The 16604-nt window shown below is 64.7% G+C and carries 3 protein-coding genes; 2 read left to right on the forward strand and 1 reads right to left on the reverse strand.

Translation table 11 applies throughout. From position 1 onward, the window contains the following. Positions 1–566 precede the first annotated feature (566 nt). Both WS89_RS04960 and WS89_RS04965 read left to right on the forward strand, forming a co-directional pair. Positions 567–1877, forward strand: a complete 1311-nt coding sequence (locus WS89_RS04960; RefSeq protein ID WP_059789683.1) for a substrate-binding domain-containing protein — start codon at positions 567–569, stop codon at positions 1875–1877. A 214-nt stretch (positions 1878–2091) separates the two neighbouring features. Beyond that, positions 2092–3357, forward strand: a complete 1266-nt coding sequence (locus tag WS89_RS04965) for a substrate-binding domain-containing protein (RefSeq protein WP_257128125.1) — start codon at positions 2092–2094, stop codon at positions 3355–3357. Positions 3358–3693: 336 nt separating this feature from the next. On the opposite strand, the gene WS89_RS04970 is transcribed toward WS89_RS04965, so the two are convergent. Beyond that, entirely contained in the window at positions 3694–16476 is a 12783-nt protein-coding gene (locus WS89_RS04970; RefSeq protein WP_082741784.1) for a filamentous haemagglutinin family protein, read from the reverse strand. Positions 16477–16604 lie beyond the last annotated feature (128 nt).

The following is a 16604-nucleotide window of genomic DNA, read 5'->3' on the forward strand; positions in this document are numbered from 1 at the left end:
ATTTGTGACGGATGTTGGGCTACCTTTTTTGACGGGGCTTATTACCCGGATTCGTCATTCTTATAACGTAAAAACGATTTCAAGCTTATCCAGTAAATTAATCGAACACACATTAAATACAATGCGACCTTGCTCGACCTTCCATTTACAGATTCGTGCGACAAGCGAAAAAAGTACCTCGAAGTGGAAGATATTCATCGACGTGCGCAATGTTCCGTAACATCTGCCACGAAACCGTCGTGAAGTTGGGATAGCGCGGCCCGGCCCCACGTGTTACGTCAACAGCTTCCATCAAGCCTGACGCGGATTCTCGTGCGCAATCCGTCGAGCGACTCCGGCCAAATCCCAGTATATGGGCGCTCCAACTCATGCCGAATGACACTCCGATCGGCGCTTTATCAATTCGAATAACGCAATGGCTTGATCGATAAAAATGTTACGCACCATTCGTTATGAAAAATTCACACGCGCCATTCGAATTACCTCCTACATTTACCCGGCGGTCCATAAGCATTCCAACCGCAGTAGCAGGGGTTCCCGTTTATCTTCGTTCAAGGAAATTTCTCATGAAATCCAGCAAGCGCAAGATCTGTCAAGTCCTCGCTCTCGTTGTTTCCGGTCTGGGCGCCACGGCCGCGATGGCCGCGGACATCCACGGCGGCGGTTCGTCGCTCGTCGCCCCGACCATCGGCGCGATCGGCAACACCGCGACCGAAATCGGCCTGTTCGGCACGGCCGAAGGCTCGTTCACGTATTACTCGGTGGGTTCGGGCGCCGGCCAGAACGCGTTCCTGAACAACCAGCCGACGTTCTTCGGCGCGGGCGTCACGGGCACGGTCCACTTCGCGAACAGCGATGCGGCGCTGTCGACCGCCCAGCTCACGTCGTACAAGGCCGGCCTCGGCGCGACCAACGGCCCGCTGATCCAGATTCCGTACATCGTCACGCCGATCACGGTGCCGGTCGTCAACGGCCCGGCCGTGACGAGCACGACGACGCCGCAAACGACGCCGGGTCAAGCGCATAGCATCGCGCTGAACGACGACGATCTGTGCGGGATCTTCTCGGGCAAGCTGACCGACTGGAATCAGGTCATCAACCCGCAAACGGGTTCGACGTACCTCTCGTCGACCACGACGCCGACCAGCAGCCCGATCAAGGTCATCTACCGGACGGACGGCAGCGGCACGACCGAACTGCTGACCCGCCATCTGGCCGCTGTCTGCTCGGCCACCAACACGGCCACGGGCGTGACGTTCGTCGACTCGCTGACGTTCACGGCTTCGTTCCCGGGCGGCGTCGTGCCGTCGAACTTCACCGGCGCTTCGGGCAGCAGCGGCGTGCGCAATGCACTGTCGTCCTCCACCGGTGCCGCCGTTGCCTACCTGAGCCCGGACTACACGAACACGTTCCTCGCCCCGTCGAGCACGGTCGTGACGTCGGCCGGCGCGCTGCAACTGCCGGTGGCCAGCCTCGTGAACAAGACGAATGGCGTCTACTACGCACCGACGTATGCGAATGCGTCGACCGCGCTCGGTACGGTCAAGCCGCCGGCACTCAAGGCCGGAGCCTCGGATCCTTCGCAATGGGTGCCGGCCGCCGGCAACCCGGTGTCGGGCTACCCGGTTTCCGGCACCAGCCAGATCATCCTGAGCCAGTGCTACAAGGATGCGACGGTGAAGACAGCCGTGCATGACTTCCTGAACAGCCACTACACGAACGCCAGCTTCGCGGCGATCGTTCATGGCAACGGCTTCGACACGGTTCCGTCGAACTACCAGACGGCCATCTCGAACGACTTCCTGAGCAACGCGAGCACGTGGAACCTCGACATCGGCAACGCGAGCGTCTGCACGGGCACGGTGGTCGGCCGCTAAGCGACCGGCAATCAGCTTAACCTCGTCGGAACGGCTGCGCCCCCGGAGATCCGCGGGCGCAGTTTTTCATTTGTGTCCTCGGTCGGCGCACCGTTGACGTCAGTCCGGCGTGCCATCTCTTCTCCTCGGAAATTATCACATGCGACTTCATCAACACCGCAGGCTCTGCCAATCGATCGCTCTTGCTTTCTCCAGCCTCGGCGGTATTGCCGCGATGGCCTCGCCTAACGTGCAAGGCGGTGGCTCGTCCCTCATTGCTCCGGCAATCGGTACGATCGGCAACACCGCGACCGAAATCGGCCTGTTCGGCACCGCCGAAGGCTCGTTCACGTATTTCTCGGTGGGTTCGGGCGCCGGCCAGAACGCATTCCTGAACAACCAGCCGACATTCTTCGGTTCGACGGTCACGGGCACGGTCCACTTCGCGAACAGCGATGCGGCACTGTCGAGCGCCCAGCTCACGTCGTACAAGGCCGGCCTCGGCGCGACCAACGGCCCGCTGATCCAGATCCCGTACATCGTCACGCCGATCACGATTCCGGTCGTCAACGGCCCGGCCGTGACGAGCACCACGACGCCGCAAACTACGCCGGGGCAAACGCATAGCATCGCGCTGAACGACGACGATCTGTGTGGCATCTTCTCGGGCCGTATTACCGACTGGGCCGGCACCGTCGTCAACGGCGTCCGGACCAACCCACCGATCAATCCGGAAACCGGCTCGCCATACACGACGATCAGCATGCCGATCAAGGTAGTTTATCGTGCAGACGGCAGCGGCACGACCGAACTGCTGACACGCCATCTGGCTGCTGTCTGTACGATCGTCAACACGGCCACCGGCGTCACGTTCACCGACTCGCTGACGTTCACGGCTTCGTTCCCGGGCGGCGTCGTGCCGTCGAACTTCATAGCTGCTTCGGGTGACGGTGGCGTGCGTAGACAGTTGGCGAGCTATGCGTCGGCCGGTATGGCCGCTGTTGCATACCTGGCTCCAAATTACACGAACACGTTCCTCGCCCCGTCGAGCACGGTCATGACGTCCGCCGGCGCGCTGCAACTGCCGGTGGCCAGCCTCGTGAACCGGACAAACAACGTGTACTACGCGCCGACGTATGCGAATGCGACCATTGCGCTCGGTACGGTCAAGCCGCCGGCACTCAAGTCCGCTGCCTCGGATCCTTCGCAATGGTTGCCGGCCGCCGGCAACCCGGCGTCGGGTTACCCGGTTTCCGGCACCAGCCAGATCATCCTTAGCCAGTGCTACGCCGACTCGACGGTCACGACGGCCGTACATGACTTCCTGAATAACCACTACACGAACGCCAGCTTCGCGGCGATCGTTCATGGCAACGGCTTCGACACGGTTCCGTCGAACTACCAGACAGCCATCTCGAACGACTTCCTGAGCAACCCGCGCGGCTTCAACCTCGACATTGGCAACGCGAGCGTCTGCACGGGTACGGTGGTCGGTCGTTAAGTCGTCGACACACTAACTACAGAGATTCGGACCGCTGCGCCCCTGGGATACCAGGGGCGCAGTTTTATTTGACAGCCATCAACCTGTGCATCGGTAGGTTCGTACCTGCGTGGCTAACTTCATTGCAGTCCGAGAGTGCCGGATCGCTCCACGGCATGTAACGAGTCCGGGCAAACGAGCTGTCAATTCAGATCGCTTCTCTCATCGACCCGCAAGAATCCGGGTCGCGGGGGATACTCATCCCGTCTTTAATCGAACGATCCATGCAGCGCCCGCCCACAAAAAAACGCGAGCGCCGATACTACCGGCAGCCCGCGTCGTGCACATTTCGCTCGATCAGATCTTGCCCAATCGATTCCGCTCCTCCGATGTCAACGTAGCCCGTTGCGTGGCCCCAGGTTGACCGAAACCAAGAATCGACACCGCGTTCGACGAATCGTAGCCAACCTGCTGCTTGTGCTTCTTCGCGCCGTCTCCGCCAGCATCGCCGAACCCTTCGACCTGCACCGAAATCGTCCAGCGCCGCACCGCCCCTCCTGACGCGTTGTTCTTCGCGATATCCTGCGCGACCTGAGTGGCAGCCGATGCAGCAGCACTCGCGGCCGTCAACGCACCGGTATTCACCGCCTGCACGAGCGGGATGCCGGTCGCCTTGCCGGTCACCTGAATGTTGTCGGCATTCACCACGCGCAACGCAGCGACGTTCAGGTTGCCCGCGCGAATCCCCGCATCGCCCGCATCGACCGTACCGCGCGGCGCAATCAGGTTGATCGTACCGATCGGCACACCCGGCACGCTTTGCAACGTTGCAATGCCCGCGCCCGTGACCTGTCCGCGCGCGTCGACCGTGCAATAGTGGTTCGCGTCGCACACGTATTGCGGCGCCGGTGTGTCGGCCGACGACTTCGCACCCTTGCCCGCGTTGATATCGCCGTTCGAGCTCCAGATCGTCATGTCGCCACCCTGCTCGGTGAAGATCCGGCTCTGGGCGAGCAGCACGCTGCGGTCCGTGAAGATGTTGATGTCCCCCTTCTCGAGCGTGAGGACACCCATTGTTCCGGGCCCGGCAATCGTCTTGCCGGTACCATTGCTGACGATCTGAGGCGGTGCGGACGTACTCCCGATCAGCGCCTGCCCGCCCGGGCCAAGGATCGATACGTTACCGCCCTGCTGCGTCTGGATGGTCGTGCTGCGAATGTCCAGGTCGCCCGTATCGATCAACTTGTTCGCACCGTTGCTGCCGCCGCCGAGATTGTTGGCCGTGTAGCCCAGCGAAGCGGGAAACATCGTATTGAGCGCCTCGTAGCCGCGCGCGTATTTCTGATAGTACGGACTGGCGGGATTGTTGTAATCCTCGCCGACGCTGGTCAGGACCTTGAACAGCACCTGCTCGGCAAAGAGCTGCTGGACATACTGCGGCAGCGCCTTGAATTTCGACCAGGCCTCGTCCGCGCTCAACGGCTTGATAGCTGGCTGATCGTTGACCAGCCCCGTGTCGACCGAGAGTCCCGCCTCGTATTGCTCCATGAACGTAACGAGCGCGGGAGTCGCGCTGGAAACACCCGGCACGGACTTCGCCGGATCGACGTACGTGGAGACGAACGAGGCGGTGTCGATGCCTGGCCCAACACCGAACAGCACATTGATGCTCGCACTTTCATGGGGCAAATACGGGTTGTTTGCATTCCCGATTGCGTCAATCCCCGTCAGAATCCCCTCACCGGTGTAACTTCCGTCACCCAGCGCCGCATAAGCTTGCGCCTGACTCGTCAACGGGCCGATGTTTCGACCAGCCTGGATATCAAGTGTCCCAGGCCCGCCTAGCGCCAGCACCGGTATAACCGCGTCGACGTTATGTATGAGCGGTGTGTCGTAGATATCCCGTCCTGCGACGATCCGCGTCACATCCGACTTGCGCAGATTTTGCCCGAAAAACGATAGGTTCACGACGTCACGCCCTGCCTGAACCAAAGCGGGTTTGTCTATCGCGACAGGCACCAGATTTCCGTAGAAACCAGCGTTAACATCGGTCGCGTGCAGAACACCATCGACGATATCGCCATTCAGACTGTAGATTCGCGCCGGTACCGTATCGTCGCCATGCAGGGCAACCGGATCATGAGCCGCCGCCGATGGAACCGTCGGCCTCGCGATGGCAACATTCGGCTTCACCGGTGACGGCATCGCTGCCGGATCGACATCGAGCATGCCGAACTCAGGAAACCCGCTAGGCCCCATTCCGTTGATACCCGACAGATTGACCGACTGGTCGGCGACCAGGCTCAGGTCGCCAAACGCCGACGGATAGAGCATCCCGCTCGCCGCCACCGTGATGCCGCCGGAAAGCGCAGTCAGGCTCATCGACGCCGGCAGCACGGACGACAAGTCGCTCTGCCCCGGCACATTTATATGGTCTGCTCCACCGCCGATCAGGCTGATCCCCGAGAGCGTGCCGATCGCAACGTCACCCGTCGTCGACACGATGTTGACGGCGGACGTCGACGAATAGCCCTTCATGTCGGCCTGCTGCTTGTACGCAGACAACAGCGTTTCGCTCTGCACATACGACGGATCGAACACGCGCCCGATGCTGACGCCTTGTCGCGCGCTTATGTCGAGCACGCCGTCCTGTGTCGCCAGCAGCGTATCCATCGTTACGGGAAGCTGGCCGTCGAATGACGAAGGCACCGCAATATCCGACCCGATCTTCCCGCCTGCCGTGATCGTTCCTGTTCCCTTCGCGACGAAATAGCCGCCGCTCAGAATGTCCCCTGCGGCTCGCACCGACAGGTTGCCGCCCCCGACCGTATTGACCGTGGGATTGTCTGTATTGGAACCGGTCAAATACCACGTGGTCGGCAGCGACACCGAGAGGTCGGAGATATTCCCTCCAGCCGACACGGACACGTTGCCACCCGCGCTCAACACGCCTTGATCGAATGCGCCGAAGTTGATCGACGTCTGTACGGTCTGCGATACGGGATTGGTCGCCCCGACCATCCCGGTCGGATTGCCGATTTGCATCCACTGCCACCAGAACGGGCTGATGTTGGCGCCCGAACGTCCGGTCACGGTGCCGTTCACATCGGTCAAATACTCCGCGCCCTTGATATCGCCCTGCGCATGAATCGTGATGTCACCGGCCGAGTCTGGATTGACGGCGGACGTGACCAGAATATCCGGATTGTTGTTCAGGCCATGAACGATCGAAAGGCCCGTGCTGGACGCCGGCGCTCCCACCGCCGGTGCGCCGCCGGTGTAAATCACGCCGGGAACGGTTATGTCAGGACTGTTCGGCTGGATCGAACTGCTGTCGAACAGCGCGATGTCATTGCCAGCCGCGATATCGATCGAACCGGTACCGGTGCGTATCATCGTCGGCGCCGGAATTGCCAGACCGTTGCTGTCGACGAACGTCGTATGCCCGTCGAAGGTCACGCTCTTGCCATTCGATCCGCTTCCTGCGGCCCGCGCCTGAAGCGCCAGCGGATTCGTGCTGTTCAGATCCGCCCCTGCCACCACGCGGAAGGAACTGCTCGAGCCGCCCGTCAGCGAAGCAGACACAAGAGGAATTGGAACAGTCGCAACCGACGTCGGAGACGGCGTATTGTCCGTTATTGCCGGCAAGCTAATCGTCGTTGTCGCAATGACAGATACAGGCTGAACCTTTGGTGCGTCGACACTGGTCACCAGTGGCCATTGCTGGTGCTGAACCACAAACTGTACAGAATCGGACAGATACTTCTGATACCGATTCAGATAGATCAGATAGGACGCGGGATTCGATGCCTGCTCGACCGCAGTCGGCGCAACTGGAGCCGTTGGCTGACCGGGTAGCATCGTGCTGGAGTTCGAGGTCCGAATCCCAAAGATAATCTCGACGTTGGTGTCGTTCGGCGACCAGCCTGGTCCCAGCGCCGACGAAAGGCTCGTCGCGGTCTGGTCCAGGAAATTCGCATACGCCGTATAAAGCGCATAGTATTCGGCAACTTCGTCCGGCGCCCCTCCGACCGGTTGCCCCGGACCGGACGCCAGGCCATAGTTTGCCCAAACCGAGAGTCCGTACCCGTAATGCCCCGCCGACGCGCCATAAATCGCCTGTGCGGCGGCCAGCGTCGACAACGGCGGCACCGGAATCGTCCCCCCGCCGCCCAGCGGGTTCGCGATCTGGAAGAACCCGTCCGACAGGCTCGCCTTCACCTTCACGTTGTTCTCGGCACGCAGCGTCACGACCGGCGCCTGCCCGTCGAACCGGAACGCGAGATTCGTCGGCGATGTACCTGCCCCGAGGTTCCAGTTCGTCAGCACCTGAATATCGCCGCCGTTGATCGCCGGGCTCGGGTTATCGAGCTCGATCCCCGGCACGATGCGCGTATTCGCGATGTTCCTGCCGGCAAATGGATCGACCAGCGTATCGAGCCCGTGCTGTACAAACCCCATCAGCGTGCCCGGCGCCGCGGTCGACGCATCGGCGTTCTGATATCCGTAGAAGGTCTGGTGATCCGTGTTCGCGCCGCCGCTCGCGGGCGCGAAGTACATGTTGTTCAGCCCGCCGAAACCAATGTCTTTATCGCCGCCTTGAAGCTGCACCTGCGTGACGGTCGACGATACGCCCGTCGCCTGATTCGTCAGCGTGCCGCCGCCCGAACCGTCCGGTGCGAACGCGTACGTCGCCGGCGTGCCGGACGTGCCCTGCGCGGTAAACGTGCCGGCCAGCAGATGCCCGCTCTTGTCATACCAACCCGCCGGGTCGATGACGCCGTCGAAGTGCTGCGCGCCCGTCGTCGCGTCCGTCGTGCTCCACACCGCATACGCCTCGAGCGTCGTCGCGCGCGAGCCGACGATGCCCTTGCCGTCGTTGAACGTATCCGGCAGGTTGAGCTTCACGCCGTTGTCGGCCAATAGCGGCGCGCGGAAATTCACCGTGCCGCCGGACAACCCGCCGGCCGTCCCGCCCGACACGTCGATCAGCGCGTTCGCGCCGAGCGTGATCGCGCCCGCGTTCGCACGCAGGATGTTCTCGTAACCATAGGTTGCGTTGTACGCGACCGAGTTGCCGTTTGCATCGACGATCGTCGGATCGAACATTGCGGTCGTGCCGATATTCACCTTGCCGCCGCGCTGGTTCGGATCGGAGCCGCGCGCCAGCAGCGAACCTTCGATGTCCACACCGTTGCGGCCGTACAGGTCGATCTCGCCGCCCGCCTTGCCGGACGCGTCGATCGTCCCGAACACGTTCACGTTGCCGTTCGCCGTATCGGCCGAGCTTCCCGATCCGCCGTCGGCCGTCAGCAGCACCGAGTGCGCGGTCAGCGTGTTGCCCTGCGACAGCGTCAGGTTGCCTGTCTTCGTGTGGACGGTGATCGCCTCGTTCACGCCGCTCGATGCAAGCGTCTTCGACAGCGCATCGAGATCGGCCGCGCCGCCCGTATTGAGCGAGAACGATCCGCCCGCATAGCCGCTCGCCGCGCCGCCCTTGATCGTGCCGTTCAGGTTCACGACCTGTTGCGGCGCCGACAGCGAAAGACTGCCAGCCGCGCCACCGCCGCTGGCCCCGGAAAAATCGAGCGTCGAGCCGGCCTGTACGTCGACGGTACCGGCATCGGCCGTCAACGCAATCGAACCGGCCGGCGCGTAGCGCGTCACGTCGAAGAACTGCTTCGACACACCTGCCGAACTGACGGTCGATCCGCCGCCGACCGTCAGGTTGCCGGTCGTCGCTTCGAGCGTCACATTGCCGGCCGGCGCGCTGATCGTCGCACCGTTGTCGACGACGGTACCGCCGATGAAGGTCCATGCGCCGCCGATCGCATCGCGCTTCAATGCCGTACCCGACGCCCCGTTCAGCGTCAGTGCGCCCGTGGTTTTCACGGTGGCGGCCGAGCTCGTATCGGCAAGGTAGACCGGTGCATTAAGCGTCACCGGCAACGCGCCGAAGTCGAATGTGCCGGTACCCTGCCCGACGATGCCGCCCGTCGCGCTCATCACCGCCGAGCCGAAGCCGCTAACCGCCTTCGTGCCCGTGCCGAAGTCGATCTCTTTCGCGTTGACCGTCAGCGTGCCGTTTCCGGCCGTCGTCGTGCCGGGCGCCGCGCCTATCTCGTTCGTGAACGCGACCTGCTGCGCATTCAGCGTGACGTGGCCGCCATCGCTCGTGAACGTGCCCGCACTCAGATCGACGCTGTTGCCGAACGTCGCGTTCACGTCGCCGACGAAGCCGATCGCGCCGTAGCTGCGCAGCGTCACCTGCTGCGCGTTCGCGAACTGTGCGAGGCCGGCCGGATCGACGACGAAGCCCGGCAGGCTCGCCGCCGACGCGCCGCTCGCGCTGGTGAACGTAATCGCGGAACCGTCCACGGTGATCGCCTTGGCCGACAGCACGGCGGACGGATCGACCTTCAGATCGCCGGACGAATCGAGCAGCAGCGCCTGGCCGCCCGTGAGCGTCGCTCCTGCGCCGACCGACATCAGGCCCGTGCCCGTGCCGCCGGTGCGCGACAGCGGCGCCATCGCGCCGTTCGACACGCGCAGCAGCGCGCCGTCGCCGGCGATTGCGATCGGCTGATCCTTGGCTGCCGGGTAATCGCCCTGCGCGGTAATCGATGCACCGGCATCGACGCGCAGGCCGTTCGTCGCGTTCGGATCGGTGCCGCTGCCGTCGGTCTTCGTGACGAGCAGGATCTCGGGGCCCTTCAGCGCCGCGTTGCCGTCGTTGGACACGACGACGCTGTTCGCGATCGGCGTGATGGTGACGCCGCTCGTCGTCGCCGCGCGCGTGCCACCGATCAGCAGGCTGCCCGCGTTCAGCGAATCGAGCGCGTCGCTGCCGATCTGCAGATAGCCGGGCAGCGCCGCGCTGCCATTACCGGTGATCTGGATCTCCTGCGACGCGAGGTCGACCTGGGCCGGCGCGCCGCCCGCGCCGGCGGCCGCATTCAGCGTCGCGCCGAGCGTCAGCGCCTTCGTCGCCGCCAGCACCAGCTGACCGCCGTCCACCGGCAGCGGCGGCGTCACGTTGCCCTTCGTCGCGGCGAGTTTCGTGAAATAGGCGTTCGCGCCCGTCAGCGTGTATTGCGAGTATTGCTGCCACACGCTGTTCGACTGCACGTTGAACAGCGTCGGCGTCGCGCTTCGGCTACCCGTCAACGCGTCGGCGAAATAGCCGGCCGTCACGACGGTGCCGTCCTGCAGCACCTGGCTCGCGCCCGGCACGAGATTGCCGGCCGTGTTCGACACCGTGACGCGATACGCGCCCGGCAACGTCGCGTACTTGCCCGGCAGCAGCGTGTAGTAGCCGGGCGCCAGCCCCGGCACGCCCGACAGATACACGGCCTTGCCGACCGGATCGGTCAGGCTCGCCTGCCCGACGCCCATCGTCGCCGTCGCGGTCGTTGCCGTGCCGTTTGCGTTGGTGGAAGGCTGTGTCGTCTGCGCGAGGATCGGGTCATACGCCGCGACCGGTGACTGCTTGCCCGGCACGATCGCATAAACGTTGCCGGCTCCGACATTGACCGGCACGGCCGTGCCGCCCTTGCCGCTCGCATAGCTCACGTTGTATTGCGACAGCACGTCGCGCGTGCCGCCGGTGCCCGGCACCCATTCGGCGGCCTGCAGGTCGCCGCCGCCGGACAGGTCGATCGTCGCGCCCTTGTCGAGCGCGACATTGCTGCCGTTCACGCCCACGTATTTCGCGGGTGGCGCGCTCAGGTCGGGCGTCGTGTTGCCGGCAAGCGGATTGAACTGCCACTCGACCCCGTCGATCGTCGTGCCGTACGGAATCACCAAGCCGCCGTTCGAGACCGACGTCACGCTCCCGCTCGCCAATTTCACCGAATCCGTCGCGACCAGCGGCAACCCGCCAAACTGAGCCTGCGTCGCCGCATTCGACGGATCGCCCACGCCAAACACGATCGTGCCGGACGGCGCGCGCACCGTGCCGCCCTGCACGATGTTCGTCGCGTCGACCAGCAGCGCGCCCCCTGCGGACAACGGCGTGTCCGATACGCCGTTCGACGCGAAGGTAACCGTCGTCGGCGCCGGTTGGCCCGTAGCCGAATCGGTCGGGCCGACCGCGTCGATAATGAAGGTGCTGCCGGTCGCCGGATACAAGTCCGCCGCCTTGAACGTCAGGTTGCCCGGCGTATAAAGCATCCCCGCCCCGGAGGCCGCCTGGGACTGGCCCGCGTTCGCCGAGCTCAGGCGTATATCGCCGCTGCTCGTGAAGTTCGCATGGCCGAAATTGTTGAGCTGAACCTGGTTCTTCAGATCGATGAACGACGCGTTCACGTTCAGCGTCGCATCGGACAGGGCCGCGACCGGCTTGAACTGAGGCGACTGTAACTGGATGCGCGGCCCCGACAACGCGAAGTACGGCGCATCGATCTCGACGGTCGTGCCCAACGACGGCTGCGGTTGCGCGAGCAAGCCGTCGACGGCGGCCGAGAGCGTCCCGTCGGCCTTGCGCGCGGGCGTCGACAACAGCGACGACAGTTGCCCCATGCCGATGGCGGCGACGCGCTCCGTGTTCAACGTGACGGATTCCGGCAACGACAGCGTGACGTTGCCGGCAAACAGGATCGGCGTTGCCTGCGCACCGTTGGGCGGCGTACCGCTGCCCAATACCAGATTCGCGATGCCGGATCCGTCGAGCCGATCGGCCGCGAACTGGATGACGCCGCTCGACTGCCCGATCGGCAAGCCGGTGGTCGAGTCGATCGCCGACGAGAAACTCTGCCCGGGCATCAGGCCCGCGGGCACGAATGTCCCGTCTTGCCGCACGATGAGCGCGGTAGCGGTCGAACCGTTACTTCGCGGGTTCGCCTGGCTCGGCAGGATCGTCAGCGTGCCGCCCCGCGCTTGCGCGGCACCCGGACGCCCGGCCAACGTCGCATCCGCGAACAGGCCGTTCGCCGCCGACAGCGTGATCGAGCCGGCGTCGCTCCACGCCGGCTGCGACGCGTATGTGCCATTAGGCTGCAATTGGTCGAATGTCGCCGACGTGCCGGATACGTCGATCTTCGAGCCCGACTGCGCCACCACGTAACCCGTATCGCTCGACATCGTGACGGAGCCGCCCGCCAGCACCTTACCCGTGTTCGGCACGACCGTCGTCGCGCCGATCTTGACCGGCGCCGCAAGCGGATTGGCCAATGCCGTGCCCGACACGTCGAGCGAAGCCTCCGCGCCGAGCCAGACCGACTGGCTCGCGCTCATGAAACCGGTGCTGAACTGCCCAGCCTGCGCATTCGTGCCGCTCCCGTCCGCGCTCAGCGTGATCGACCCGCCCGGCGCGACGATGGAGCCGAGTACCGTGACTTGCGCCGGCGACCCAAGACCGATGCTCGCACCGGCATCCGCGTGAATCGATGCGCCTTCCGACAGCGTGACCGCACCGGTGACGCCCGGATACGTCGGCGTGGCAGCAGGCTGGCCCTGCCGCCACGACGTATCGTTGCCGGCCGTCAAAACGAGATTCGTTGCCTGCCGGTGATAGGTGTCGAGCTGGCCGATCGTGGTCAGGCCGCCCGCCGCCAGATTCGCGCCTGTGGCCGCCTGCTGAAGCGCGACCGTGTCCGGAATGCGATTCAATTGCGTGACGGCAACCGACGCGCCGGGCGCGACCGTCGTGTCGTAGAACGCATTCAGCACATACTTGCCGAAGCCCTGCCGTGCAAAGAAGCTTTCCGGGAGATAGACGTCCCATGGCGACGCGGCGGTTTCGGCGCCGCCGATCCGGAATCCGAGCGCCTGCAGCGCCAGCGTGCCGCCGCCCGAAAACCCTTCGCTCAGGATCGTGCCGCCCAGAGCGAGCGTGCCGGCCGTCGGCTGTACGCTGGGCAAGGCCGACCCGCTGTCCGACCCGCCGAACTGCTTCAGCGGTGTCGCGGAATACGTCTGCAACGTCACGTTTCCGCCGCGCCCGGCAGGCACGCCGTTCTGCATCAGCAGTTGGCCGTTGGACAGCATTTCGCCGCCGCCCGATACGTCCAGTACGCTACCTGGCTGCAGCAGCACCGAACCCGTGGTGTCGCCGATCAGCGCGCCGCCGATGACGTTCGATCCGAGCAACGCGGAGAGCGTGATGCTGCCGCCGTTGATGAACTGGCTGTTGCCGGGCGTCGTACCCGGCGCCGCCTGCACGTCGTTGTTCACCCACTGCCCCGCGGCACTGATCACACCCTGCGGGCCGACGATCACGTTGCCGCCGCTCGTGATCGAAATCACCCCGGACGGCACGGACAGGCGGCCGGCCACGTTGACGTCGGTACCGGTCACCGGGCTGTTGATGGTGATGGAGCCGCCTGGCTGCAAGTTCAGTTGCGTGCCTTGCGGCACCACGACACCCTTGCCGCCCGCCTTGTCCTCGGTCACGTTCAGGTTCGCGAAGCCGCCGTTGTTCAACGTCGCGACCGGCACCACGGTGGTCGTCAGCACGTTGCGTGGATCCGTCGCGGGCAACGCCTGCAGTGCCGTCTGGTCGAGCGGCGTGTCGATCGAGAAACCCGGCGCGATGTCGGCGAGTTGCGGCGCCTTGTCCTGCAGCACGACCAGGCCCGCGGTGCCAGACGCAACCTCCTTGTTGTTCGACGTCAGGTACACCAGTGCGGCGCCGTCGAGTTTCGGATCGGCGCCGAGGTTGAACGTCCCGCCGCTCGGCAGGCTGTTGCCCTGCATCTGCTTCGCGCCGCCGAACGCCTGCGCGCTGATGTCGCCGTCCAGCACCGTGGACTGCAGCCCGTAGATATCGAGCGTGCCCGCGTTGCCGCCGACGATGTAGTCGCCCTGATACGTGCCCGCCGTCTGCAGCGGGTTGTACCAGGACTTCGTCACGCCCCAGCGCGGATGAGTTTCGGTGAACTGGCCCGCGACGCCGACGTAGGTGTCGTACGGGCTCGCCTTGTCGATCGGCACGATTGCACCGTTGGCGTCGACCAGCCGCGTCGTGTTGACGATTCCGCCGTCGACGTGCACGTAGCCGCCGTTCAGGTTCATCGACGAACCGGTCGCGGTCATCACCTCGTTGCCCGACAACGTGATCGAACCGCCGTTGGTCAGTAACTGGTCGACGGTACGCGGAATCAGGTTCACATAGCCCGACAGGTTCAGGATCGGGCTGCCGACCCAGGACACGCCGTCGCTGCGCGTGCCCGTCAGCGTGCTGTCGAACACGAGATTCTTGTACCCGAACAGAAACCCGTTGCGCAGCAGCGGTGAATCGGCGAGTTCGTTCTGGCCGATGCGATCGACCGTCACAAGCGTCTGCACGATCGGCACCTCGACGTTCGCGAGACCCGACACGTCGATCGTCGCGCCGCTGTCGACATAGATCCGGCCCGGCACGGCGGTCTGACCGGCCGGCGCCTGGGCCCCCGATGCCGATGCCGACGGCGTCAGCGCCCCGACCGATACCTTCGAACCGGGCGCCTCGATCAGCGAGCCGCCCTGGAACCACACCGAGCCGGCCGTCATCCCGATGCTGCCCGGCGTGAAGGTCGCGCCGGGCGTCGACGGTGTCGTCTGGCCGTTGCCGTCCGGCATCACGGCCGTCACCGAATCGGGGCCGAAGCTCAGCAGGCCGGCGCGATTCGTCGTGCTGCCGGTGCTTTGCGGGCTCGTCGTCACGATCCCCTGCCCGAGATACCCGGCGCCGGTCGGATTGTTGGACTGGTATTCGTCGACCGTGGAAATCGTGATCGTGCCCGGCGAGTTGACGCTCGTCGTCACGCCCACCACGCCGTTCTGCGCGACGCGGCTGCCGAGCAGGTTCACGTTGCCGCGCGCGGCCTCGACGATGCCGGTATTGGTCAGCGTGCCGGCCGGCGTGATGTCGGTCGTCTGGCCGTTCGGGCCGAGCAGCGCGATCTTTCCGCTGAGCTCCGGCAGCAGCACCTGCGGATTGATCTGCAGGCCGCCGGCAGGCCGCAGGCTCACCCCCACACCGGCCGCGAGCACCACCTGGCCGTCCGTCGCCTTGATATGCCCCGCGTTCGTCACGTTCGGCGCCGCGATCATCACGAAGCCGCCATCGCTCACATTGCCGTTCGCGTGCGTGGTAATCGAGGCGCCCTGCTCGATGGTGACGTCGCCCCACGGCTGATACTGGCTGGCCGACGTGAGGTTGATCTGGTTGCCCAGCCCGAGCACTTCGTTCGGCACCGTGCTGTTGCCGTTCACCCCGGCCGAACTGCCCGACTCCGCATACGCGAGCCCGCCCGTCGTCCCGGCCGGCAAACTCAGGAACTGCTTGTTGCTCGCGACGATCCCCGCAGCATCCTGCGCAAGACTGCTGTCCGTCACAACCGGCACCCTGTTCTGCATGGCCTGGTTGTAATTGTTCATGTTCAACACATCGAGCGACGACGCCACCAGCGAATGCACGTTCACCTGCGACCCGGCCCCGAACAGCACGCCATTCCGGTTGATCACGTACACCGCCCCCTGCGCGGTGATGTTCCCCAGAATCTGGCTCGGCCGCCCGCTCGGATCGTTGACCCGGTTCAACACCGCCCAGTTGTTCGCCCCATTCGTCTGCGTCCCGCCCGACTGATCGAAATTCAGCGTCGTCTGTCGCCCGACGTTCATCGTCTCCCACGTCAGCACCGCGTTCTGCCCGGTCTGCTTCACGTCCACGTTCACGTGGCCGTTCGCGTCGGTACTCTGCGTCGGCGCGTTCGCGTTGAACCACAGCACCGGATTGTTCGTGTCGCCCGACGCGCCCGCCGCCACCTGCAGCCCGCCCGGCGCCAGCCCGTTCGGCACGGTCGACGGCAGCTTCGCCGCCGCGGCCGCCGCATTCTGCTGCGCGGCGATCTGCGCGGCGATCGCGTGCGCCGCATAACCGAGGTTGCGGATCGACGGCTGGCTCGCCTGCAGCGCCTGCTGCGGCGACACGCCGAGATTCGGCACGCCCGGCACGCCGCCGACGCTGCCCGCGCCCCCACCCGCCGCACGCGCGGTGGCCTGCCCGAGGTTCATGATGCCCGCTCCATGCGCATGCGCGGACACACCCGCCGCGAGCATCAGCACGACCGCCCGGTACAGCGGGCTCAGTTCCGATTTCAGGACCGACCGCGAGGCCGTTGCGCGAGGTTGCCGTTCCGTACGTGCGCGTGCTGCCATTCTTTCCACCCCGATGCTAGGAATTTGCATGCGGCGCCGGTCGGGCGCCGCACATGTCGTTGCGCCTGAAACAGGCCGCTGGAATCCGAAGACCATACGAAGCGCGAATGGCAGCGACATGGCGACTG

The sequence above is a fragment of the Burkholderia sp. MSMB1072 genome (assembly GCF_001524725.1).
Lineage (GTDB): Bacteria > Pseudomonadota > Gammaproteobacteria > Burkholderiales > Burkholderiaceae > Burkholderia.

Bases quoted from the DNA above. Each gene is read 5' to 3' on its own strand.
- WS89_RS04965 (WP_257128125.1), top strand. From the start codon at position 2,092: ATGGCCTCGCCTAACGTGCAAGGCGGTGGCTCGTCCCTCATTGCTCCG.
- WS89_RS04960 (WP_059789683.1), top strand. From the start codon at position 567: ATGAAATCCAGCAAGCGCAAGATCTGTCAAGTCCTCGCTCTCGTTGTT.
- WS89_RS04970 (WP_082741784.1), bottom strand. From the start codon at position 16,476: ATGGCAGCACGCGCACGTACGGAACGGCAACCTCGCGCAACGGCCTCG.